General features: G+C 72.3%; 8 protein-coding genes. 2 read left to right on the forward strand and 6 right to left on the reverse strand.

The genetic code is table 11. From position 1 onward, the window contains the following. Positions 1-254: 254 nt before the first annotated feature. A complete protein-coding gene (locus MUY22_RS01235) occupies positions 255-3,329 on the forward strand; it encodes a BTAD domain-containing putative transcriptional regulator (protein WP_247056089.1) in 3,075 nt (1,024 codons plus the stop codon). After that, positions 3,326-5,254, forward strand: coding sequence for a BTAD domain-containing putative transcriptional regulator (locus MUY22_RS01240; protein WP_247056092.1), 1,929 nt, complete (start codon positions 3,326-3,328; stop codon positions 5,252-5,254). Before MUY22_RS01235 ends, MUY22_RS01240 begins: the two co-directional genes overlap by 4 nt. A gap of 110 nt (positions 5,255-5,364) precedes the next feature. Here the strand turns inward: MUY22_RS01240 and MUY22_RS01245 are convergent, their stop codons facing one another. The 6 genes from MUY22_RS01245 to MUY22_RS01270 form a co-directional block, all read right to left on the reverse strand. After that, positions 5,365-5,988: a response regulator transcription factor gene (locus MUY22_RS01245; RefSeq protein ID WP_247056094.1), complete on the reverse strand. Its 624-nt coding sequence runs from the start codon at positions 5,986-5,988 to the stop codon at positions 5,365-5,367. Between the two features lie 81 nt (positions 5,989-6,069). After that, on the reverse strand, positions 6,070-6,714 hold the full coding sequence (locus tag MUY22_RS01250; RefSeq protein WP_247056096.1) for a response regulator transcription factor: 645 nt from the start codon (positions 6,712-6,714) through the stop codon (positions 6,070-6,072). 107 nt (positions 6,715-6,821) lie between these two features. Further along, complete coding sequence (locus MUY22_RS01255; RefSeq protein ID WP_247056098.1) at positions 6,822-7,931, reverse strand: DUF4241 domain-containing protein; 1,110 nt, start codon at positions 7,929-7,931, stop codon at positions 6,822-6,824. Positions 7,932-8,013: 82 nt separating this feature from the next. Further along, complete coding sequence (locus MUY22_RS01260; RefSeq protein ID WP_247056100.1) at positions 8,014-8,346, reverse strand: WXG100 family type VII secretion target; 333 nt, start codon at positions 8,344-8,346, stop codon at positions 8,014-8,016. A gap of 1 nt (position 8,347) precedes the next feature. Further along, positions 8,348-8,866, reverse strand: a complete 519-nt coding sequence (locus MUY22_RS01265; protein ID WP_247056102.1) for a YbaB/EbfC family DNA-binding protein — start codon at positions 8,864-8,866, stop codon at positions 8,348-8,350. A gap of 115 nt (positions 8,867-8,981) precedes the next feature. Then, positions 8,982-25,151 carry a hypothetical protein gene (locus tag MUY22_RS01270; RefSeq protein WP_247056104.1) on the reverse strand — a complete coding sequence of 5,390 codons (16,170 nt, stop codon included), beginning with the start codon at positions 25,149-25,151 and terminating at the stop codon, positions 8,982-8,984. Between the last annotated feature and the right edge of the window lie 44 nt (positions 25,152-25,195).

Consider the following 25,195-nt stretch of genomic DNA (forward strand, 5'->3'; position numbering starts at 1 on the left):
TCACCACCGCCTCATCGGCAATGACCGCCGGATGCCGGACGCATACCTGTCAGTCGACCGACCCTTAGCCTTTACGTCACCTTTACCATCCGGCTGCGGGACGCACCCTGTGGGTGAACCGCACAGTTTCGCCGAGAGCCCCATCGCGACTCCACCACCCGCCGGAATCCCGGGTAGAAATCTTTCCAGGCGTACGTCCGCGAACGACCGGCACGGGCGATCCGACGGACTCGGATGACACGAAGGAGGGTGTGATGAGGCTCCAGTTCGAGCTCTTCGGCGAGATCCGCGCGTGGCGCGACGGGGACGAAGTCGGCCTCGGTCCGGCGCTCCGCCGCACGGTCCTCACCGTCCTTGCGCTGCGCGCGAACCGGACCGTCACCCGTTCGGAACTGATCGACGCCGTGTGGGGTGAGCACCCGCCGGCGAGCGCAACCGGCAGCATCTACACGTATGTGTCCGCACTTCGCTCGGCCCTCGAGCCGGGACGCGCGCCGCAGAGCGCCGGCGCGGTCCTGATCTCGGGCGCGTCCGGTTACTGCCTCCGGATACCGCCGGAGTCCATCGACGTCGTGCGGTTCGAGACGCTCCGGGACGAGGGCCGGCGGCGTTACCGCGCCTTCGACCCGGCCGGGGCGGTCGCCGCGTTCGACAACGCCCTCGGCCTCTACCGCGGCGAGCCGCTCGCCGAACTGCCCGGTCCGTTCGTCGCCGCCCAGCGGGAACGCCTCGGTGAGCTGCGGCTCGACGTCGTCGAACGCCGGGCCAAGGCCCTGCTGGACCTCGGAGAGCACGCTCGCGTCGTCACCGACCTGAGTGACGTGGCCGCCCAATACCCGATGCACGAAAACCTGCAGGATCTGCTGCTCGTCGCGCTGTACCGGTGCGGGCGCCGGGAGGAAGCCCTCGAGATCTTCGAGTCGGTCCGGGCCCGCACCGTCCAGGAGCTGGGCACCGAGCCCGGCCGCGACCTGACCGCGCACTACGAGCAGATCAAGGCGGACGACCCCGCACTGCGGTTGCCGGGTCACGGCGCCGCCCGGCTCGGCGGGAGCTCGAGCCGGCGGCTCGACCGGTCCGCCGCGTTCGTCGGCCGCGAGGCGGAGCTGAACTCCCTCCGGTCGGCCGTGGCCGCGGTGGCCAGCGGCTGTGGTGGCGTGCTCTGGGTCGAGGGCGAGCCGGGCATCGGCAAGTCGGCGCTGGTCGCCGAAGCACTGGCCGAGACGCCCTGCCCGGTGGGAACCGCGGTCGCCGACGAGTTCAGTGACCGCAGTCCGCTCCGGATGGTCCTCGATTGCCTGTCGGCCCGGCCGACCACACCCGACCTGCGGCGAGCGGCCCTCGCCACCGTGGTGAAGACGGCAGCTACGCCGGAGGCCGGGGTGGACGCCGTCATCGCCTTCGTCCGGCAGCTGTGCGAAGAGGCGCCGCTCGTCCTCTTCGCGGACGACCTGCACTGGGCCGACTCCACCAGCCTGCTGGCCTGGCGGCGGCTGGCCCGGCTGTGCGGTGAACTGCCGCTACTGCTCATCGGCTCGTACCGCAGCACCCCCGCCAACATCCACCTCGACGACCTTTGCGGCCGGGTCGGCGAAGTGTGCACACTCGGCGCCCTGTCCGACCGAGAGGCCGACGAACTGTTCACCACGCTGCTCGACGACCGGGCCGAACCCGCACCGGCCGAGCTGGCCGCCACCGCCGGCGGGAACCCCCAGTACCTCGTGGACCTGGCCACCGCCTGGTGTGCCGACGGGACGCTGGCCGGGTCCGCCGGCGACGATCGCCCGGCGATCCCGGCGTCCGTAGGAGCGGTCGTCAAGCGGCGGCTGGCCTTCCTGTCCGCCCGGTCGCGCGAGGCGGCGCGCTGGGCTGCCATGTTCGGCCCGAAGTTCTCCCCGCTCGATCTGGCCGCGGCGCTGGACCGCTCGGCATCGGAGATCGAGCCGGTCCAGGACGAGCTCCTGGCGGCCGGCGTCCTGGTCCGCACCGGTGACTGGTTGCGGTTCCGGCATCCGGTCGTCCGGCAGGCGCTCTACGCCACGATGCCGCTGGCGATCCGCCTGGCGCTGCACCGCCAGCTGGCCGAAATGCTCCACGACGCCGGCGCGCCGGTCGAGCAGGTCGCCGCGCACCTGCTCGCCGCGCCGGTCCCGGTCGATCCGTGGCTGCGTGACTGGGTGCTCCGTGAGGCACCTCTCCTCGCGCCGCGGTCTCCCGAATCGGCCCTGCGGCTGATCGAGCGGGTCAAGGCGTCCGGGATGATCACCGACACCACCCGCGAACGGCTCACCCTCGTGCGGTGCCGGGTGCTGACCTGGCTCGGCCGCGACGCCGCCGCCGAAGCCGAACGCGCGGCCGCCACCGCCACCGACCCGGATGTGCTCGCCGAACTGCGGTGGATCATCGCCGATTCCGCGTACCGCCGTGGTGACGTCCCGAAAGCGACGGCCGTGGGACACACCGCGTTCGAAGACGTGAGCATGCCGCCGTTGTGGCACAAGCTTCACACCGCTCTGCTGGCCCGGTCCCTCGAGCTCGACACCGTCTGCCCGCCGCCCGCTGCCACGCCGACGGGCACCATCCCGCGTCAGCGGCCCGCGGGCCGCGTGAGCCCGGCCGACGCGTACCTGACCGGGGACTGGGCCAAACCGCTCGGCGAGCTGTCCCGTGCCCTCAGGAACGGACCCACCACGGCCGCGTACCTGCTCGGCCCTCCTGGCGAACTGCGCCGGCTCAAGGGCGCCGCCGCACTGATCGCCTGCCACCGCGACCAGCCGCGGGCAGCGAGCGCCCACCTGCTCTCGGCCTGGGCGGGCTCCGCCGATCCGGCGGGTGCCCACGCCGACGGCAGCGACTTCCTGTACGCGGCCGGAGCCCTGCTCGCGGAACGCCGCGGGGAGCCCGGACACGCGCTGGACCTGCTGGTCAGCCTGCTGGCCACGCAGAACGGCGTGGTGTGCCGCTGGATGCCGCTCCTCGTCCGCCTGGCGACAGAGCTGGGCGAGGAAGTCCACGCCAAGAACGCGACCTTGCTCTGCGAGCGGACCCCTGGTGAAGAAACCGCCGGGCTGCACTGCCGCGCCCTGCTGGCCGGCAAGCCCGAGGCGGCGCTCGCGGCGGCGGGGCGGCACCAAGCGGCCGGGAACCACCTCGGCCGGGCCCGGGCCCTCGAAGACGGGGCCGTGCTCCTCGCCGACCAGGGCAGGTGGCGGGAAGCGGCGGCGGCGCTGCGTTCCGCGCTCAGCGAATACCAGGACCTGGGTGCCTCGTGGGACATCAGCCGGGCGATCACGCGCAATCTTCCCGACCACGACCGGGAGCCATCGTGACTGAACAGCGGCTGCGCGTCGACGTCCTGGGCCCCCTCCGGGCCTGGCTCGGCGACCGGGAGCTGGCCCTCGGACCCGCCCGGCAGCAGGCCGTACTGGCGGTCCTGGCCGTGCACGGCCGTGGCCGCCCGATCGGCCGCGGAGAACTGATCCGCGACGTCTGGGGCGCGGCCGCACCGGCGAGTGCGGCCGGAAGTGTGCACACCTACGTCTCAGGGCTGCGGCGGGTGGTCGACCCCCACCGGTCCCGCTGGTCCACCGACGGCCCGCTGATGTCCGGCGCCGAGGGGTACCGGCTGCGAATCGCCCCCGAATCCCTCGACGCGTGCGTTTTCGACCGGCTCGCCGACTCGGCTCGTTCGCTGGCCCGGGACGGCGACGCGGCGGGTGCCGTCGCGAAGTTCGACGAAGCACTGGCCCTGTGGCGGGGCGAAGCGTTCGCCGGGCTTTCCGGGCCCTCTCTCGAAGCCGAGCGGGCCCGGCTGACGGACCGGCGGCTGGTGGTGGTCGAACAGCGCGCCGCCGCGGCGCTCGAGACCGGCGCACACACCGACCTCGTCCCGGAACTGACGCTGCTGGTCCGGGAACACCCGCTGCGCGAATCGTTGTGGCTGTCGCTGATGGTCGCGCTGCATCGCAGCGGCCGGTCCAGCGAAGCGCTGGAAACCTTCCAGCAGGCCCGGAAAGTGCAACGAGCAGAACTCGGCGCTGCGCCCGGCCCGGCCCTGGTCCAGGCGCACCAGCGCATCCTCACCGACGACCCCTGGCGCGGCGGGCCGGACCGGAGCCGGGTGTTCCTCGGCCGGCGTGCCGAACTGGCGCGGCTGGGGCAGCTGGTCACCGCGCTGCACGACGGCCGCGGCGGGACGGTGTGGCTCGAAGGCGAGCCCGGGATCGGGAAGTCCGAACTGCTCCGCGTCGCGCTCGCCGGGGCCGCCGACCTCGGCTGCCACGTCATGTGGGGTGCGGCGGCCGACGGCGGGCGGCCGCGGCCGCTCGAGGTCGTGGCGGAGTCCCTGGGCCTGCCGCACTTCGCGAGCCAGGCCGACCGTCCACTCGCGACCGCGGTGGACGACCTGCTGGCCAAAGTGGACGAGCTGACCACGACCGCACCGGTGGTCCTCGTCATCGACGACCTCCAGTGGGCCGACGACGCATCCGTCCACGTGTGGCAGCGGCTCGCCGCCGCCGGGCACCGGCTGCCTCTGCTCGTCATCGCGGTCAGCCGCGCGCTCCCGCCACACGGTCACCTCGCCGCGCTCCGCGACACAGCGGCGGCTCGCGGCCTGCACATCCAGCTGGGCCCACTCGCCGAAACCGACGATCTGCTGCGCGAGCTCACCGGCGCGCGCCCCGGTGCCGGACTGCGGAAGGTCGCGGCCGAGGCCGCCGGCAACCCGCGTCACCTGCGGGCCGCGGTCGAAGCGCTGCTCCACCGGAACGCTCTTGTCACCACGGGCGGAACAGTGGACGTGGCCGACGGCGCCGCCGAACCGGCGGTGCTGGACACCGCGGCGTCCGACGCGCTCGATCTGGTCGGCGAACCGGCCACGCAGATCCTGGCCCGAGCCGCGCTCCTCGGCGTGGAGTTCGACGTGAGCCAGCTCGCCGCGTTGGTGGCGAAGTCCCCTTCGGACCTCCTTCCCGGCCTCGAGGAGGCGATGGCGGCGAACGTCGTCGTCGAAGCGGGTCCGCGGCTCGCGTTCCGTGGTCCCTCGCTGCGGCGAGCGTTCCAGGATGCCCTCGACGACGGCGACCGCGAAGAGTGGCACCGGCGGGCCGCGAAAGTCCTGGCCGGGACCAGCCGGCCGGTCCCGGCCCAGCGCGTGGTCGCAGCGGAACCGCCGGCACCCGGCCGGAAGGCCCCGGCCGACGTGAAAAACCGCCGCTCGGCCCGGAAAGGCCAACGCCGAACGGGCCGGTGACCGCCGGACCTCCGGCGGTCCGTCTCATCGGCACACTTCCATCGCGCAGCCGAAACGCCTCTGGTGCGGCAGTCGGGGTGAGACCGCGCCAGAGGCGTTCCGCCGGCAGCTCAGATCACGCCGGCTCGCAGCGCGTAGGCGACGGCGTGAGGCCGGTTGCGAAGGTTCAGCCTGCTGGTCATCGAATAGATCACGCTCTTGACCGTGCGCTCCGAATAGCACAGTTCCTCGGCGATCTCGGCGGTGTCACGGCCGTCGGCGATCAGCCTCAGGATGTCGACCTCACGCGCGGTGAGCCCGGCCGAGCCGAGCCCGCGCGGCGAAAGCACATCGCGCTGCAACCGCCGCACGTTGTCCAGCAGCTGGCCCAGCAGATCGGGCGGCATCGCACCGCGGCCGGACGCCACCGACTGCAGCGTCTCGACCAGCCGGTCACCGGAGGCCTGCGTCCGGGGCAGCACGGCCACCACGCGGCACTCGACCGCGGTGATCACCTCGTGTTCCTGCAGTTCGCCCGCCAGGAGCACGGTGGGCACCGGCATCTCCGCCGCCTGCCGTTTCAGCTCGGTCACCACGGCCTGCGTCATCCGGTCGACCTGCACCACCAGGACGTCGCGCTCGGTCAGTTCCGCGCGGTCGACGACCGTGATCTCCGGCCTCGACTGCAGATAACTCGTCAGGCCGGCCTTCGTGATCGAATCGAACGCGTGCACCGCGACCCGTGTCGTCTTCATGTCTACCTCCCGCTCCCGTGTACCTCTGTCCCACAAGTGCGGGAAGCCGCACTCCGCGCCACCGACGCCTCCGGACCCACGTCAGATCGCCCCCGTGCGGAAGGCGTAAGCCACCGCGTGGGCGCGCGAAGTCAGCCCCAGCCGCGCCATGAAGCCGTAAAGCACGTTCTTGATCGTTCCCTCGGAGTAGGGCAGCAGCTCGGCGATCTCTTCGGTCTGGTAGCCGTCGGCGATCAACCTGAGCACCTCTCGTTCCCGGTTTTCCAGCCCCGACAACGTCAACCCCTCCGGCTCGAGCACCTGGGCCCGCAGCTGGGCGAGCTGGTCGAGCAGCACGCCCTGCAGCGACCCCGGCAGGAACGCCGCACCGCGGCTCACGGCCAGTACCGCGGTGACCAGGGCCGCGTTCGTGACGTCGTACCGGGGCAGGAAGCCCACGACACCGCACTCGACCGCGGTGAGCATGTCCTCGGAGCGGAACTCGCTGCAGACGACGACGCAGCGCAGCTGGGTACCCGGCGCGAACCGCGTGTGCAGGCGCCTGAGGTAGGCGAACGTCTCCATGCCCGCGACGCCTTCGACGGTCAGCACCACCACGTCCGGTGCCTGCGTGGGCTCATCCGCGTCCAGCCGGACACGCAGCTGCGGGGACCGGCCCAGAATCGCCTTGACTCCCGCCAAGCCCAGAGGGTCGAACGCGTGTACCAAGACCTCCACGGCTTCCACGGTTACCTCCTCACGACCATTCCTCGAGGTGAAACAAGCTTGCGGGGCCACACTTCACAGGACCTCTATCTGCCGGGCGCGCTCCCGGACCGGGCCGGGCCGCCGGATCAGGTCGGTTTCGCCTGCTCCCGCGGGGCGCGGAAACGCGGGCTGCCCGCCGTGGCGACGAACAGGGGCCGGATCACGGATGCTCCGGCCGCCCGCGGCGTCGTGCTCCACACCACGCTCCCGGCCGGATCGCGCAGGACGAGCCCGTCGTCGTGGACGGACAGGACGGCACCGGGGTGGCCGGCTGTCCCGGTCGACCACACGGCACGGGCTTGGTCGTCGTACACGACGAAGTCGCCGTCCGGCTGCAGCGCGCAGCACCCGGTGCCGCGCCCCGGCGTGCCGGCGGACCACACGGTGCCCCGGCCCTCGTTGTCGTAGAGCACGAGGTTGCCGTCGTCCTGGTGGACCAGCGTGGCGCGCCCGGACGGAGAGCTGAGAGCCTGCCGGCGCAGCACCTGACCGGCCCGCAGCTCATGCCCGGGCACGATGCCGCCGGCCGGCGGCCATTCGTCGTCATCCTCGCCGGTAAGCACGAAGAAGTCGGTGAGGAAGCAGACCACGTCGCCTGCGGCGCCACGCCCGACCCAGGTCGGGTAGCGCCCGTCCCCGTTGCCGGACGGGAACGCGACGACGATCGGCCGGCCGTGGCCGTCGGTCACGGTGTCGAACACCGGAGCGTCGGACTTCGTGTAGTCGAGCAGGTTCATGACCCGGTCCTGGAACTCGTCGGGGTCTTCGTCCGGGGGCGGGAGATTCACGACGTCGGCGAACCCACCGGCGCCGGCGTCCACCGGATAACCGAAGAACTCGTCGCCGGCCAGCTCGGCCGCGTCCTGTCCGGGGCACGCGGCCAGTTCCCACGAGACGACCGGCTCGTCCCGGATGACCAGCCGGGCCGCCGCGACCAGCTCGTGCTCGGGCAAGTGGCCACGCGCGGCGAACAGTGCGATCACGAGCTCCAGCGGGTATTGCCCCGGCGGCACTCGCTGGACGAAGCCCCGCGTGGCGGCGTCGAACCCGAACGGCTCACCGGCGACGACCTGACCGGACGGCAGCCACAGCGAACCCTGGCGCCGCAGCCGGACGGTCACGATGTCCCCGCCGGACAGCTCGTGCCGGGCGCCGGGCGCGAAGATCCGGTCGAAGCCGGGCGTGGGGATGGGCATGCGAGCTCCAGTTCGAGAAGGTGTGTCGGCCACCGCGCTCGTCGGATGCGCGTTCCGGCCGTCGTCGGTTCCAGCGGCGTCCTCAGTGACCCAGCTGGTCACCCATGGACTTGTCCATCGCCTTCGCCGACTCCTCGTCCAGCCCCACGAAGCGCGCGGACGCGTCGTCCAGGCTCTTCCCCGTGCTGGTGACCCCGTTGACGACGTTCTGCACGCCGGTCTGGATGTCCTTCGCGGTCTCCACATAGTTCTTCGCGAACGCCTTACCGGGTTCGTCCGAGCCCCAGCACCCGTCGTGCTCGGCCAAGCCCGCCTGCACCCGCCGGAACGTCTCGGTGAACTTCTCCACCGCGTCGTGGAGATCGGTGGTGGTCTTCCGTAACGCGGGTGCGTCGAGCCGGAATTCGTCCGCCATTTCAGCCCTCCTGACGTCGCGGCGCGTCGCGGCCCGGCATCGGGACGCCGAAATCGTCCATCTTTTCGTACATCGGCCCCAGCAACGAACCGATGAGCTTTTCCGGGTCGAAATCGCCGGAAGCGAAGGAACTCAGGTCCATCCCGCCGGTGCGCTCCCCGAGCCCCATGACCTCACTCATCCGGGTCATGCTCTGCGCGCGTCCCCGCCGCAACGTCTCCAGCAGCACGCTGGCCAGCTGCGCCGGCGGCAACGCCCGGTACTTCGACTCGTTGAACACCAGGTCGACCAGGTCGCCCCGGCCGTCGAAGGTCATCGACAGCGACTGGTCCTTCGACTTGATCGTCGTCTTCTCGTCACGCCACACCCGCCCCAGCTCGGACAGCTTCCGCCGCTCCGAGTCGAGATCGGCCATCGCCTTCTCCAGCGCGCGCTCCGCGTCCACCGGCGAGTCCCATTCCGACATGACCATCAGCTCCTTCCCGGCCGAACCGATCCGGCTTTCGTCCGGCTCCGGCACGATCCGAGGCTAAGACGCCGAGATGGTCACGAGCCCACGAAAACGATCCCCCACTCCACACGGAGGAAGTCCCCTTACGAAAGCCCGGGCCCCGGACACGGCGGCAGGAGACCGCTCAACCAGTGCCCGCCGCGGGATCCCGGCGGGCCGGACCACGGCCGGTGCCTTCCCCCGCCGGCGCGGCCGCCGCCTCTCCCGGCCTCGACACCCGAAGGGCGAAGTCCTCGTTTGCCCGTCGGACGGCGTCCTTGATCAAGAATCCGATGGAGGACCGATTGCCTCGCACGGACCCCCCGTCGACCAGCTCGGCCGAGATAAAGGTCGCACTGACGTTGTTCACGTCGAACGGTTGCCCCCGGAAGGTTCTGTTCACCACCATGTCGTAAGCGAGGTCGATGATCTTTTGCTGGTGCGCGGGATCCGAGAAGGTGAGCAGGCCCGTGCTGTCGATCGCATCGCTGACCGCTTCGGCGATGATCTCCTCCACAGTCCCGTGTCCGTACCGAACACCCATGGCCATCAGTTTTACGGCGATCGTCTTGGTCGAGACGGCTTCTCCGCGCGCGAGTGCCGCGAGGGATTCGGTCCGGGCCGCTTCCCTGATGACCGCAAAGTCGTCCCAGCCACCAATCGACGGCAGAGGCTCGTGCGGTTCCGCCGGCACCGGAGGATCGGCGGCGATGGGCTCCGGTCCGTCACCTCGAGGGGGTGAACCGGCAGAAGAGGACTCCTGAAACGGAGTACCGGACGCTGTGCCCGCGGCGTCCTCGGCCCGGTCGTAAAAGAGGTCCGGCCACGTTTCCGCCTCCGCGTCCACCGGCCGACCGGCAGCCAGATCCGTGTCCCAAAGGCCCGGCACCGAATCCCCCAGCCCCCAATTGGGCAGGTGCGCGTTCCCGAAGACTTCTTCAGCGCGAACGGAAATCTCCGGAGACCACGAGGGTTCGGTCCAGGTGGGGGAACCGAACGCGGGAAGGAGGCCGATGTCGGCGGACGGCGACCGCACTTCCTCAGGCATCGCCCCGACCGGGGCGGAGTCCTGGCCGCCTGAGCCGCCGGCCTCGCCGTCAAGCTCCCGGGTCTCGGCGAGGCTCAGGCCGGCAGGGATCGCAGCCGGTTCCGGACCGGTCGTCGCGACCGGATCCGCGGTGGGTTGCGGGTCACCCGGCCCGGCAGTGCCGTCAGCCGCCGTTCGCTGCCGCGCGGCATCCGCGTTCGCCCGCCGCACCGCGTCACCGATCACCTTGGCGACGGCGGCCCGGTCTCCGCGCACCAGACCCGCTTCGCGCAACTGGGCGGCCACAAAGGTCGGCGCGATGTTGGCCGGATCGAAGGGCTTGTCGACGAAGTCCTTGCGGAGAACCTTGTCGTAGGCCAAATCCTTGATCTGCTGATGGTCGTCGGCGTCGGTGACCGAAGGCGGTCCGGACCGATCGACGACATCAGAGGACCCCTCGGACCTGGTCCGCACACCGGTCACCCGGATCAGGTCATCCTCGATGAACTCCTCCAGCTTGAACTGCCCTGCCTGAACGATCCCGAGCGCCAGCAGGCGACGCGCGACTCGTCTTTTTCCGGGGATTCCGTCGCCCGCGGACATCATCTCGAGCGCCACCCGGGAGGCCGCATCGTGAATGTGCGGGTGATCTTCCCGGTTCGCAAGGTCCCATTTCCCTCCGGCAGGCGCGCCGGCGACCTCGGAGCCGTCTCGGTCGCTGTCCTGGCTGCGCGGCGGAGCCGGGAGTGCGTCGTCGCGGATTTCCACTCCGGCAGTGGGCTCGGCGCCGGCTCCCCGGAGCGCGGCGATCTGGTCGCTCAGCAGGCTTTCGAAGTCGGCCTGGCCACTCATCCTCGCCGCGAGCGGCAGCCCCTCGCCGGGCGAGGGCACGGTCCACAAGCCGTTGCCCGATACGTCCAAGCCCCAGTTGGGCAGGTATGCGTTCCCGGGCGCGGAACGAACCGGGTGAGGTTCGGTGTCGCCGTACCTCGGGCGTTTGCTCTCGCCGTCCGGAGTGGTGGTCGCACGGCGTTTCGGCGCGCCCGGAGGGCGGAGAGAAGCGCCGGCCTTGCCACCGTCGACCCAGGGCTGGCCGGGGTCCTGCCACAGCGGGTGCACGGAGTGCGGCTCGTTGCGCCGGTGTTTCGGGACCGGCACGGACCGCGCGCTCAGAGGCAGGTCGTGGGGGCGGAGGCCGGACATGCTGTCGTCGAGATAGGTGCGTTCGGCCTCGCTCAGGCCGAGCTGCGTGGGGTCGTCCAGGAGGGCGGAGCCGGCCGGCCCGGTCCGTGGCGAGCCCGTCGGGCGGAAGAGGGCGTCGCCGTCGGTGTAGCGCTCGCGGAGGCCGAGGTAGTGCCGGTGTTCGTCGAGGAGCTCGAAGTCCTCGGCGCGCACGGACCAGGACGACTGGTCAGTGTGGTCGCCGGTGTGCAGGTGTGCGGTGCCGTGGATCGGGCCTTCGTACCGCAGGTTGCCGGTGGCGGGGTCGAAGGTCCCGAACTCCGCCCGCAGGTGCAGCTGGTCTCCGTTGCGCAACCGGTGGCGGCCGTTGACGTTCCGGTCGAGGGCGTTCACCAGCCGCTTCTGCACCCGCTCGATGTCGGCCGCGGTGACGTCGGGGGTCACGGGCCGGGTGTGCAGCCGCACGGTCAGCTCGCGCACCCACTGCCCGGGGGCGTGTTCGATCCGCCTCGACTCGTAGCCGATCCGGGTCAGCCACCCGTCGGCCGCCTTTTTGGCCGGGTCGAAACGCTCGGTCTGCACCTGTTCGACCGGCGCGGCCGCCCGCAACCCGGCCCACGCATCGGGGTGCGCGAACGCTTCGGCCGCCGCCCCTGTCGGGGCGAGAAAGGACGCCATCGTGTCCAGACCGGGATCGCCCCCCTTCGACGCCCCGGACTCCCGCACCTCCGCCCCGGCAACACCCCTCGACGGCCCGGACTCGATCGTGTCCGCCCCGGAAACACCACCCTTCGCGGCCGCCGCCGGGACGTCTCGGGCGGGCCGGAGGGGGACGGCCTCCACCCAGATTTCGACCTGGGTGGCACCTTCGCCCGGCACGAAGTGCGGTGTCGTCGCCATTCCGGCGTCGCCCTTGGTCAGCTGCGCCTCGGACGCGCCGGTCTGAGCGAGGGCGAGCACCTTCGTGAGGGAGTTGCCCACCGTGGTGAAGTCCCGCGCCGCCTGGCCGCTGCCGAGGTCGCCGCGGACACGGTAGCGGACCACGGGCCGCTTCCCCGCCTTGACGATGTCGAGCGCCGCGCGCGCGACCTGAAGCAGCTCACTGCGCTGCTGCACCGGCAACTCGGCCGCGGCACCCGGCACCACCAGCCGGGTCGTCGGGGCCCTCCCGCTCAGCGCGGGGTCCTGCCGGGCGGCGGCCAGGACCCGGTCGTACCGGGCCTTGGCCCGCCACCAGGCGGCCTCGGCCTCCGCCACGCTCGCCGCCCGGTCTTCGTCGTCCGGCTTCGCCCGGTGCAGCGCGCGGGCCGCCGTCCACGCCGCGTCACGGACGGCGAACTCCGTGGCCGCGGCCTTGACCGGGCCCGGCACGTGATCGGCGCGGTCCCCCCGCCGGATCTCGTAGCCGCGGTCGAAGGAGACGTCGACGACGGCGCGGCGGCCGAAGAGCGACGACTGCGATTCGACGACGATCCGGAACTCGGTGCCGTGGCCCCAAAGACTCGTGAGAGTTTCCCGGTCGGCGGCCAGGCTGTCCGCCGAAGGCAGCTCGGGACCGCCGTACGAGCTGCTCTCCCCCTGCTCGGTGCCCACCCCCCGGCCGCCGAGGGGCTCGATCGGGATCACCCAGTCGCTGATCCCGCCGAAAGCTTGCCGTCCGTCGGCGTAGCTCGCCGAACTCGGCGCCTGGGGCACGCCGGCCGCGAGGAACGGCAGCGCCAGCACCGCGTGCTCGGTTTCGGACTCGATTTCGGTGTGCCGGCCGCCGGTGTGCGTCCGCGTAGCCGTCATCCGGATCCGGTCGCTGACCCCGTTCAGGCCGGCCCGCTCGAAGTTCCGGGCGTGCACGAAGACCTTGACGCCGAGCTGAGGCGGGACTTCGAGCTGCGTGCCGTCGCTGTCGAGGGTGGGCAGCTGCGTGGTCAGCCGGGTGGGCAGCAACGCGGAGCGCAGCATGCGCCGCGTCTGCGCATCCACGCCGGCCCCGACCTGCTCGATCCCCAGCTCGATGCCTCGGACCAGGTCCGTCGTGTCGCCGCGGAAGTCGACGGCCCGGAACCGGTCGAGTGCGGGCAGCCGTTCGACGTCCGGGGCGTTGTGCCATTCCGCCAGCGCCGCCGGGTCGCCGTCCGAGGCCTTGCGAACGACGATCTCACCCGGCGAAGGAGCCGCCTCGGCGTCGGGCACGACGTCCTCGACCGCGGAGCGCGTCGTCACCGTGCGGACGTCCGGAGCGGCCACGATCCGCTCCCCGTTGCGTTCGATCCGGACGTCGAACAGCACATCGGCGCTGTGTGCGGCCAGCCCGCCCTGCACCCGCTCCGACTGGGTGTACCCGGTGGCGTTGTCTTCCTGGACCGTCTTGGTCTGCTTGAGCCATTCGGACGCGTTCCCGAAGCCGAAGCCGACATCGCCGTAGGGCGCGCCGTGCAGGCCGGGGTGGGCCTCCGCGCCGGCCAGGCGCTGTTCCGACTGCAGCATGACCGCGGGCTGGAACAGGCTGACGAGCTCGGCCAGGACCCGGGTGAACGACTTGGTCAGCCGATCGGTGACCGAGACCGAGCCGGACTTGGTGAGGTCGGCGTGCTCGATGCCGCGGGGCACCGCCGGACCGCTGAGCTCGGCACCGACCACCAGGTCGTAGGTCTCCCCGCTGATAAGGCCATCGAGACGCAGCGAAGCGCTCGAGCCGCCGTTGGCGGCCTCGGTGAGCGCCGCGTTGATGTGCGACAGGAACCCCTCCGCCCGCGAGGTGTTGTCGATGGTGCCCGGCAAGCGGGAGACCGGCAGGAGCCGTTCGGCAACCTCCTGACCCAGCCGCCGGCGGAGCGCCTCCCGGAGGGGGACGATGTGGCCGCTGAGATCGACGGGTTCGAGGGCGGCGTCGGCCCAGCGCGGCCGGCCGAGCCGGTGTCCCGCGGGCACCGGCTCGAACGGCTCCCGCAGATCCGTACCCGGAGCATCGGGAGCGCCCGCGACCGCGGTTTCGTCGCCGGTGGCCCGCCAGGCGTCCACGGCGGCCTGGGTGACCCGGATCCGCTCCAGCTGCTCGTCCGTGGCCAGGACCAAGGCGGCACCGGGCTGGGTGAACTGCTCGCCCGCCCGGCGTGGTGTCTTCGCCTTCTTCAGTCCCCAGCGATCGAGGTTGCCGCGGTGCCGGACCTCCACCTGGACGGTCGATTCGACGCCGGCCTTGACGAGGTGCACCCGTTTCGGCTCGCCGCGGAGCGCGGTCGTGGTTTCGGTCGAGGTCTGCCGGCTCCGCCCCTTCGTCCGGCCGCCCTTCCAGAGGTGCAGCTCGGCCAGCAGGAGGCCGAGCGGGTGCCCTTCCAAGCCGAGAGCGTGACTCTCGGCGTGCCCCACCGGCACCCAGGCCGGTTCGAGGGCGTTCGCCTGGTGCCAGCCGGTCGTCTTGCTCTGCCCGGTGGTGCGCGTGGTCGTGATCGAGCCGTCCGGTTGCTGCCAGACGGTGTCGAGGACCTCGGGGTCGCGGAGCACGTGGGACACCTGCGCCGAGGCTTCGGCGTTGGCCCGCCGGCGATGCCAGCGGAACCCGGTCAGCGTGGTGGGCCGGCTGAAGAACCTCCGGTCGGTGCGAGCCGAGCGCTCGGACAGCCGCTGGTCGATCAGCCGGGAGTTCTCGCCGTCCGGCGCGCTCAGCGCCGGATCCCGGCCCGCCAGCAGGAGCTGGGTACGGACGGACTCCCGCACGTTTTCCGCCCCGTTGAGGGAAACGATCCGGATCCCGTCGTAGTCGCGGGACAGCCCCCGGCGGAGCTCGGTGCCGGACTCCATCTCCGGTTCGGTCAGGCGCTTCCGGCCGACCGGCTCGACGTGGGTGCCGAGCTCCGCCGCGCGGGAGGCGGGCAGTTCCAGGACGACGTCCGCGACGACCGTCCCGGGGCGGCGGCCCTGTTCGGCCGCCGTCGGGTCGACGATCTTCAGTTCGTGCACCGTCGGTGCCTGCTTGCCGGGTGCGCCGGGGGTCACGGCACGGACCAGATCGTTGTGCCGGGACCAGTGCGTGCCCGAGACGGTCAGGCGGACCCGTGCGGCGTAGCGCCGCATCGGCTCCGGCCGTACGGCGCCGGCCTCGTCCAGCTCGGAGCCGGTGACACCGCCGCCGGTCGAGCCGGTGCTCTGCTCCTGCGTCACCGCCTTGACCGAGCTGCGGCTCACCTTGCTGTAGCCCGTCGCCAAAGCCATGCCCCCGGCCAACGCGGAGTAGACCCGGCCGACCACCCCGCCCATGAGTTCCCGCGTACGCGTGGCCGAGGTCGTGCTCCGGGTCGTTTCCGCAAGGGTGTCCGCCGTCGGCGTCGCCTCGGCCGGGCCGAGGTCGACCAGACCACTCTCCAGCGCCGCGGCCACCCGGAAGGCGGCGTGGTAGTCGTGGCCCCGGCCGGGTTCGGGTTCGAGTTCCACGGTCAGCGGCTGGTCCGTCAGCATCTCGGGCGCCCGGCGGGCGAGGTTTTCCCCGGAAACCGCGCCCTCGATCTCCTCGGTGCGGCCGAGCTGACGCTCGTAACCGGCCGACAGCCCTTTCTTGAACTTGGGATCGTCGAACCGGGTGGCGAACGTCGTGTCCCGCCACTTCCACCGGTGGTGGCCGGGAATGGTGTGCGCCGACTCCCGCATCATCGAGCTGAGCAGCTCACTGGCGGCGGGCAGTTCGAGCGCCGCGGTCGCCACCGCGTGGCCGAGTTCCTCCCGGGGCACCGGCCGCGCGGGTGCGCCGTCTTCGCCGGCGGTGATCCCGGCGCGCGCCGCGTTCTCCGGGCTGGTCCAGTGGTAGCCGTCGAGCGCGTCGGCGAAGGTGGTCGCCGGGCGGCCGGAGAAGCGCACCTCGAGGTCGTAGGTGGTGCGGTACCGCACCACGGGTGCGGTCCGGGTCGTGGTGCGCTCGCTTCCGGTCTGGTTCGCTTCGTCCAAGCCGTGCGCGACACTCAGCCCGACCCCGGCGGTCGGCCCGCCCGCCACCGAGACGAAGCCGACGTCGAACCCCGGTCCGGCACCGAAGGACGTGCTCCAGTCCCGGGTGACGGCCCCGCTCGCGTCGGAGGTCGCCGTTTCGGTGTCGGTTTCGCGGTAGACGGCGCCGTCGATCGTTTCGAGGTAGGCGACCTGCCGCGCGACCGCGCGCAGCTGCAGCCGGCGGGTCTTGGTCGGCAGCAGCTTCCGCAGCGGGTTCCCGTCGGGCAGCAGCGCGTGCGAGGAAACCCAGCCGGCGCCGGTCGCGGCCTGGTCCGGGCTGACGGCCATCGCGGGCAGGAGCTGCTCGACGTTCTCCGGGCGCAGGAGGTCCCGCACGGCGTTGCGGGCTTTCTTGCTGCCCAGGCGGCCGGTGCGGATGACCTGCTCGGCCACGTCCGGTCCGGCGGCGGCTTTCCGCGAGACCGGCTTTCCCTTGTACTGGCCGGTCACCGCCGTGCGGAGGGCGGCTCCCTCGAGCACGGCGGCCGGCAGGGCGGCCGGCACCGGGACGCTGCGGCCGTCGGTCCGCAGCCCGTCCGGCACGCTCATCCGGACCGTGACCGGTTTCCCGGCCTGCTGCGCCGGTGCGCCGACGGTCACCGCCGGGCCTTCGGGCCGGCCCTCGGCGTCGACCGGGGTCATCGTGAACACGAGCGGGACCTCGGCCGTGCGCATGCCGCGGTACCCCGTGTTCCCGCCCTTCGCGTCCACGGGCAGGGCGATGCCGGTGGTCTTCCCGTCGGCTTCGTGATGGCCCGCGCGGCGCTGGAACCCGGGGCCGGTCGGCACGTTCACCATGCCCAGCCCGAACATCCCGGGCACCATCGGCAGGAAGTACGCGATGCTCAGCTTCGGCGTCTTGCCCGTGGCGAGGGCCACCTTCGTGCGCCGGTCCCAGCTGCCGGCCGCCGACGCGGGCGCCGCGTCCCCGTCCACCGGCGTCGCCCGTGACCAGTCGGGGTCGGCCTGGACCCGCACCCGCTGCCCGCCGAGGGTGAAGATCCGGCCGGCGGCGTTCAGGCCGCGGACCTCGTTCTCGGCCGCGTGCCGCAGCTTCTCGACGTCCCCCGCCGCGACCTTCGCGCCACCGAGCCCGGTCGCGGCGGCGACGACGTGCTCCGCGCCCTCGGTCTTGCCGAGCTGGACCGCGGGTCCGAACGTCCGGTTGCGGAGCAGGTAGCCGGCGAGCCGGAACCGTCGTGATGGCTTCACCGGGGCCGATGCGTCGTCGTGAGACACCTCGGAGGCGCTCTGGATCGCGACGGCCTTGCCCTTTCCGCTCCTCGACGGTCCGGCAGGCGCCGAGGTCTCCGTGGCCGCTGTGGCCAGCTCCTCCGACGTCTCTTCGGCAATCGTCTCCAGCCTGCCGGGGGCTGCCTCGGCGCCCGCCCGGTTGAACTCGTCGACCTGCCGGTCCACGGCCTCCTTGGCCCCCAGCCACTGGTCCCGGGCGGCATCCGCGCGCTTCAGCGAGGCCCTGGCCGACTCCCTGGCTTCGTCGATCCGGGCGGTGATCGTGGCCTGCTCAGCCAGGTGCTCGCTCCGCATCGCGAACAGCTTGGCGGTGGCCGGCGACAGTAGTTCCAGTTGGCTCGCCGACACCGTCTCGTCCCCGGCGTCGGCGCGTCGGCTGCCGGATCCGGCGCTCTCCGCCGCCTCTCCGACGACCTTCCGCCACGCCGCGGCCGTCTTCGACATCGCCGATTCCGCGGCGGCGACCGGGTCGTCCCCGGTGTGGCCCAGCCGCCCGGCCAAGGCCTGGAAGTCCGCAGCGGCTTTACTGCGCAGGGCGGTCTGCTCGAGCCACAGATCGTCGAGCGCGCGTTGCGCGGTCGTGGCGTCCTGCTCCGCCGCCCGCCACCGGGTGGCGGCCCGGCCCGCGCGGTCCTGTGCGGCGAGCAGATCCACGGGCAGCCGGCCCAGCTGGGCGGCGACGTCGTCGACGCCCATCCGGGCCAGCGCGCCTTCGGGGATTTCGACGTCGACGACCCCGACACGGCCGTCTCCCAGGTCGGCGACCACCCGGTGCTCCAGGTGCAGCCGCAGCAATCCGGTACGACCAGCCTGCCGCTCCTCCAGGCCGCGCCGGCCCGTCCCCGAAGCGGCCGGGTTGTGGTACTCGCCGGGTTTGTTCCTGCTCGCGGTGGGAGGCGTCAGCCAGTCGTCGTGGGAATCCGTGACGAACCCTTCGGCCAGGTTCGCGGTCGCGGTGCCGCCGGTGACCCGGTCGGGAGTGACGTTCAGCTGCCGGCGCGTCCGGGGAACCCGGTCGATCCGCACGTTGTCGCTGAGTGCGGCCAGCTCCCGGGCGACGACCCGCGAATAGACCCGGACGGTCGCGTGCTGGCCGCCGCCGGCCTTCTCCTCGTGCAGTTCGGGAAGTTCGCCGCCGGCCTTGATCAGGTCCGGGAGCCGGGACCGGAGGGTCGTGTTCGAGAACGCGCCGGCGAGCACCGCGCCGGCCGCGGTTTCCGGAGCGGCCAGCGCCGGTTTCGCGCCCGCCAGCCGGAGGGCGCGCTCGGCGGCCGCGCGCACCGCGCCCGCGCCACGCATGAACGCCACGCCCGTCATGCGCGGCAACTCGCCCAGGCCGTCGTCCCGCCACTTCCCGAGCTCCCCTTCCGACACCCGCGCCGGGTCGACGTCGGTGAAGGACGGCTCGGCCGGCCGGGTGCGCTCCGGCCCGGGCGCCCGCTGGTCGTCGGCGACCGTGCGCCTGGTCAGCACCGTGTCCTTCGAGGCCAGCCGGATCGCGTCGGTACCGCGGACCAGCTCCAGGTCGAGCCGCAACCCCTGCCGGTAGCGCACGAACGGACCACTCGCCGAGGTGTTGTGGTTCTGGGAGGCCAGTTCCGGATTGCCGACCCGCTGACCGGTGGACCTGGCCGCCGTACCCCCGGCGGTCATGCCCTCCGAACCGCTGCTGCCGGTGTCGGCGTCGCTGTACACGCCGCGCAGCCCCAGCCGCAGCGACCCGCTGATCGACGTACCCCGGGTGGTCCCGGTGTCGCTGCTGCCCGAGTTGTAGTTCCAGTTGTCGATGTCCGAGCCGTCGTGGACGACGTCGGCGAACTCGGTGCCGGTCGGGACGGCCTTGAGCCGCAGGAGCTGGGTGCCGGTGGTGAAGGTGCCGCGTTCGTAGAGCGGGATGTCGGCGCCTCCGTCGAGCGCGTCGTCGACGAGGGCCGCGATCGCCTGCGGCGAACCGAAGTCGAGCGTGCGGCGCAGGTTGTTCATCGTGTCGTCGAACACGGACTTGGACAGCAGCGAGGAATCGAGCGCCCGCAGCGCCGCTTCCGCGTCCTTGAGGAACTCGCCGACCTCGGGCGCCTGCTCGTACGATTCCGTGCCGAACCCGCCGGTGGTCTTCACCCCGGCCGGGGTCGGTGGGGTGAGCGCGCTCGCCGGTGGCGTGCGCGGCTCGGCGGCCGGCAGCAAGCCCGCTTCCCGGGCCTGTGCCTCGGACATCCGCACGAACACGCCCCCCGGGAGGTGGACCACCGAACCCGCTCGCCCGACGCTGCCGTCGACCACGCTTTCCGAGCGGACCTCGGCCACCATCCGGACCGCGGCGTCGTACCGGACCAGGAAGGCCCGGCCGTTGCCGCCCTCGGCACCGCCTCGGTGCATGCGCTCGTAGCCACCGGAAAACTCGAGCGACTTGTCCTTGCCGCGGATCCACGGTGTCCAGCTCGCCCCGGCGCTCAGCTGGCCGCGGCCCGCCGCGGCCCCGGGACGCAGGTAGCTGCCCAGCTGCAGCACGGCGGAGACAGCGCGCCGGCGAACCGACTCCCCGCTGATCCGGTGGCCCCCGACGAACGAGGTCTCCGCGTCACCGTGCGGCCCGACCGCCACCACCACCGGGTCGCTCAGCGCCACCCGGGTGGCCACTGTGCCCACCCGATCGGCGGCCCGGCGCGCGTACCGGAGTTCGCTGGACGTCGCGCCACTGCCGAGGAGCCTCGGCAGCTGGTTCCGGAGCGCTTCCGGCTCGAACATGCGTTCGACGCGACTGTGGGATTCACCGCCGGGCAAGGTCAGGGCCGAGTCGTGCTTCGCGGCCACGTCGAGCAGCCGCAGCGCTTCGTCCTGGAGGACCTCCGCGCCGGTGATGGCCTCCGCCCGCATGAACCGCGGCGCGGAAGAGGGTTCGAGCAGCAGGTCGCCGATCGACGGCGTGTCGGCCTCGGCCAGGCCGATCACCCCCGGCTTGCCGGGGGCGAACGCGCTGAGGTCCGTGCGGGAGACCACTGCGTCGTCGACCCACAGCTCGACCTTGCCCTTGATCGGCGGTCCGAGCTCGGCTTGCGGGACCCGGGTGACCCGCGGCACCTGGCGCAGCGGCGAACCGGGGGTGACTCTGCGGACCCAGGCGCGCCTGCGGGTGTAACTCGTCACCTCGATCTCGAATTCGACGTCGTGCTCGAACACTTGCGTATCCGGGCTGCCCAGGTTCCAGTCGAGCCGGTCGGTCTGCGTGTCGGCCGTGTTCTTCCACATCTTGTCGTCGGTGTACCGCAGCGGGGTGAAGGTGAGGTCGGCCATCCCGCTGGCGGCGTCCGTCGAGGGCAAGAGCACGGCCCGGCCCTCGGCACCCGCGCTCCAGCCGAACTCGGTCGTCGCGCCGTCGGCGAGCACCGGCCGGTTTTCGCCGGTTGTCAACACCGTGCGACCGCTCGCCTGGCCGAGGTGCAGTCCCGCGGACAGCTTCGCCCGGACCCGTACCTGGACGTATTCGTTGGTGAACAGGCCCCGGCGCTTGAACCGGGCCGGCACCCCGGGGCCGAGCAGGCTGTCCAGCCGCGAGCGCAGCGCGGTCGGCGAGAACGAGGTCAGCAGCTTGCGCAGGTTCGCGAACCGCTCGCGCGCCTCCCAGCCGTCGCCCTTCGCGGGATTGGGCCGTGCCCCGCTGTCCCAGTCCGGAAGGAACTTGTCGAAGCCCTTGCGTGCCCGGAGGATGTTTTCGACGCGCTTCGCCACGTGCACGGCCGGTTCGAAAGCACCCGCGGTGACCTGCCCGCCCGCCGCCGCGGCCGGCAGGTAGGGCGGTTCGAACCGCGGCTCGTCCGTCGGGACGAGCTTGTCCCTGGTGCCCTGGGGCACGGGCAGGCCCTGCGCCTTCGCTTCCGGGAGCCCGAGCCGCAGGTAGGTCGTGGCGGGCACGACGACCTCATGGCCCTCGGACGTCGTGATCTTCAGGTCCGTGACGACCTTGTACAGCCCGAGCTCTCCTGTGGCGAACAGCGCCGTGCCCGAGCTGGTGTGGATGCCGCTCTTCGCGACGCGCGTGACCTTCGCGGCGGCGCCCCCGACGGCACCGCCGACCGCCCGGAAGAGGTCCGAAACACCCGCCATGCCGCCGGCCCCGCCTTCGACCTGCAGCCCGGACACCGCGGAGGCGGTGGTGACGTCGCCGACGTCGGTCGTGTCGGTGAAACCCACCTTCTCCCGATCAGGCAGGATCCCGACGAGTTCGGCGGCGCGGGGGGTCGCCGTGATCCGGAGCGCCTGGCGGTAACTGCCGTGCGAGCTGGCCAGATCGGCCGAGAAAACGGGGTGGCCCGACAACGCGGTGCGCATGAGGGGCCGGAGGCCGGTTCCGGTGAGCAGTTCCCGCAGCTCCGATCGCCCGGGTGCGCCCAGCTTCGTCACCGACGGGTGCAGCACCCCGGTGACCGCGCTGAACAGCGCCGCTTCGTCCACCTGCACCACATCGGGCATGAGGAACTCGATCCGCTGGGCCCAGTCCGGCCGCACCGGCCCGGTCTGTTCGATCTCGCCGGGCTCGGTCATGGTCCGGAGCGTGTCAGGCAGCAGCAGCTCGATCTTCTCGCCCTGGACCACTCCGCTGACCGCGCGGCCTCGCGCGTCGGTGACGGTGACGTGGTAGGTCACCGTCACCTCGGCCTTCGACGCCGGGCCACTCGCCCGCACCGACCCGTGCGCCGTGGTGGTGGTGCCGTCGGCGTGCCGGCGCCCCGGGGCACCGACCGGTGCCGACGCCGACGCCCAGACCGAGAGACCGGCGCCCGTCAGCATCGCCGAGGCCCCCGTGCCCAGGTTCGTCACCCGGGTGTCGTTGCGGGTGGCCGAGTGGGTGACCTGGTCCTGGTCCTTGATGTGCCCCACGGTGACGGACGACGACGGCTCGATCTCGTCCGCGGTCACGGCGTCGAGATCCGGCTCCGCCCGGACGTCGACTTCGAACCACTCCGCACCGACCCGCACCGGCGCGAAGCGTCGCTGACCGAGGATCGACTCGTAGCGGGCACGGTTCAGGAACGTCGAGATCGCCTCGAGCCCTTCCGGTTCCCCTTCGGTGAAGGTACCCAGCAGCTTCCCGGCCAGGGCCTGGACCTTTTCCGCACCGCTCGCCTTGCCCTTGATGGTCACCCCGCCGAGTGCGGTGCCGCTGCGGGCGTACTCGGGCAGCTGCTCGCGGAACGGGCGCGGGTCCGGGGATTCGGCGGCGTCGTCGGCGGCGGTGGTGGCCCTCGAGAGGCTCGATACGGCGTCGGAGTCGTCGGCGACCGTGGTCGCATCGGAGAAGCGGCGGGATTTCCCGCTCCGGCTCGAGCCCGAGTCCGCCGAACCGGTTCCGTGGTGGGTGACCTCACCGAGGACGACGGACCCGGGCGCAGGCCGTCTTCCGGGCTCCAGCCTCCGCAGCGTCCCCGTACCGGTCACCTCCGCGGCGAGACCGTGGCTGTAGGACTCCACCCGGTCGGCGACCCGGGCCCGGCGGGCGAGATCCTGCACCACGGTGGCGTCGGCGTCGTCGAACCCGCAGGACACGATCATCGCCTTGCGCCAGGGCTTCAGCTCGCCCGTCGCGGACAACCCCCGGTTCACCTCGGCCAGCCGATCGACCAGCTGCCGGGCCCGGTCCAGCCGCGACTCGCCCAGGTTCGCCGTCTCCCCGTGCAGCAGCACCTTCACCCCGTCGACGTCCGCGCCGGCCCCCCGGGCGAAGCCGGCCGCGACCGTGGCGGCCTGGTCCGCGGGCAGGAAGGCCACGCCGACGAAGGACCCGCTTTCGTCCCGCAGCACCTGCGTGCGGGGCGCGGTACCGGCCTGTGCACCGGGAACGTTGACATCGTTGACAGCAAGGTCGCCGCGCGGAGCCGTGCCGACGAGGGGAACACCGCCGACGTGCGTGCTCTCCGCTTGCACCGCGCTGTGCCCGGCCGCGTCCCGATGTGCGTCGGCGGACCGGGCCGTACCGGCGCCGACGTCGGTCACGGCACCGTGCGGAACCGAGGCGGCCGGCTCCGGCTGGGCTCCGAGTCCAGGCGTGCTCCCGTTCACGGCCACGCGCTGCGGCGTGACCGCGGTGTCAGCCCGCGGCTGCTCGGTGTCGCCGGTCGTCACGGGCGACGTGGTGGTCTGCCGGGCCGACAGCCCGGAATCGCCGCCGAGGAAATGACTCGCGGCAGCGGAGACGCTCGCCGCGGCCTGGCGCCCCGGCGGAACTGCGACCGGACCGGCCACCGAAGACTCGATACCCGGCACAGCACGGCCGGCCACCGTCGCGACACCCGGCACAGCACGCCCGGCCACCGTCGCGACACCCGGCACAGCACGGCCGGCCACCGTCGCAACGCTGGTGTAGCTGGGCGGTGCGGCAGCGCGGGCCGGATCGGGCGCAGTCGCCTCCCCGCCCGGGGCCGAGCGCCCGGCGCTGCTCGTGACCGTCGCCGAACCGAGCCGCGAGGACGAATTCGCGCCGGTCGCCCCTGGGTCGGTGAGGGCCGTCCGGTCGTGGACGGTGTTCCCTCCGGGCGTGCGGCTGTCGCCGGTAGCCGCGGTGGCGTAGACGGTGCCGAGAGGCTTGCCGGCGGACGGAGCGACGGGGGTGGATCGGTATCCCTCGTCGAGCGCGGCGACGGCGCTGTAGGGAGGCGGTGCGGCTTCTTCGCTCGAGCCGAGCTGTTCGTCAGAAGCCCCGCCACGGCCGAACGTCTCGTAACCGGCCTTGTCGCCACCAGTCGTGCCGGTGCCAGCCTTCTCGCCACCAGCCGTCCCGGTACTGACCTTCTCGCCGCCGGTTTCCTCGCCGGGCTTGCCGGTGTCGGCCGTGCCGGAACCCGGCTTCTCACCACCACTTTCCCCGGCGTCAGGCTCGGCGGCGGTGATGTCCGGAATGGACAGTGTGGGTGCGTGCAGCTGCCCGGCCGCCGCCAGCTCGCCGTCCAGCGACTCGCTGCCACTGCCGGTCGTGGTGACGTGCCGCCTGCCGCCCATCGCGCCGAACGCGCTCAGGGCACCCAGTCCCGGGTTCGCTCCGGCGTTCCCCGTCGCCGCGTTCACCACCGGCGCGCTGAGCACCACCGTGATGGCCTGCCCCGCCCCGTACGCCACCTGCCCCAGTGCCCGCGCGTACCCCGGAGTCTCCTTCCCCAGCCGGCCGGCCGTGTCCCGGACCACCAGCGCGCCGGCGTGGAACACACCCGCGAACGCGCCCCCCAGCCCGCCGCCCACGAACGACCCCAGCAGGGACTGCGTATCGAACTTCGTTCGGTCGCCCGCAAGGACCTGACCGGCCTGGATCGACAGGTCCAGGCCCCCCATCAGCCCCGCGCCGATCGCCGCGAACTTTCCCGCCTGTACGCCGACCCGGGCCAGACCGCGCGCCGCACCCGACACCGTCAACGACTCCAGCTGCGTCACCAGCGCCCGCCACAACGCCGCCAGGGCCGCCCGCGCCCCCGCCTCCACCACCCCCACGAACAACGCCCCGACCAGCGTCGACACCAGCTCCAGGATCGTGACCAGTGCCAGTGCCGCCATCACCCCGAACATGATCTTCGACTTGAGCACGTCCGCGGCGGCGTTCTTCGCCAGATCGGCGGACTCCTTCGCACCCAGCACCAGCTGCGCCGCAGCCGTCGGCGCATCCTTCGACAACCAGAACCCGAGCGCCTGTCCCACTTCGCCCACCAACGCCGCCAGGACTCCCGACCCCCCGTCCGCCAGCTCGGGCTCCAGCTCCTCCAACGCCGCCACGAGATCGTCCCAAAAGCGCGCCAGCGCTTTCAGCCCCGGCTCACTGCTCTCCGGCCACCGAGCACCCAGCACCACGTTGAAAAATCGCTGGAGATCCTCCGGCAAATGCACTGCTTCGTCACTCACCGCACTTCACCTCCCTTCGCGGAATCGCCACTTCTGAGCTAGGA

It is taken from the genome of Amycolatopsis sp. WQ 127309, assembly GCF_023023025.1.
Classification (GTDB): domain Bacteria; phylum Actinomycetota; class Actinomycetes; order Mycobacteriales; family Pseudonocardiaceae; genus Amycolatopsis.

Coding starts and splice junctions, on each gene's coding strand:
- MUY22_RS01235 (WP_247056089.1), top strand. CDS start 255: ATGAGGCTCCAGTTCGAGCTCTTCGGCGAGATCCGCGCGTGGCGCGAC.
- MUY22_RS01245 (WP_247056094.1), bottom strand. CDS start 5,988: ATGAAGACGACACGGGTCGCGGTGCACGCGTTCGATTCGATCACGAAG.
- MUY22_RS01255 (WP_247056098.1), bottom strand. CDS start 7,931: ATGCCCATCCCCACGCCCGGCTTCGACCGGATCTTCGCGCCCGGCGCC.
- MUY22_RS01260 (WP_247056100.1), bottom strand. CDS start 8,346: ATGGCGGACGAATTCCGGCTCGACGCACCCGCGTTACGGAAGACCACC.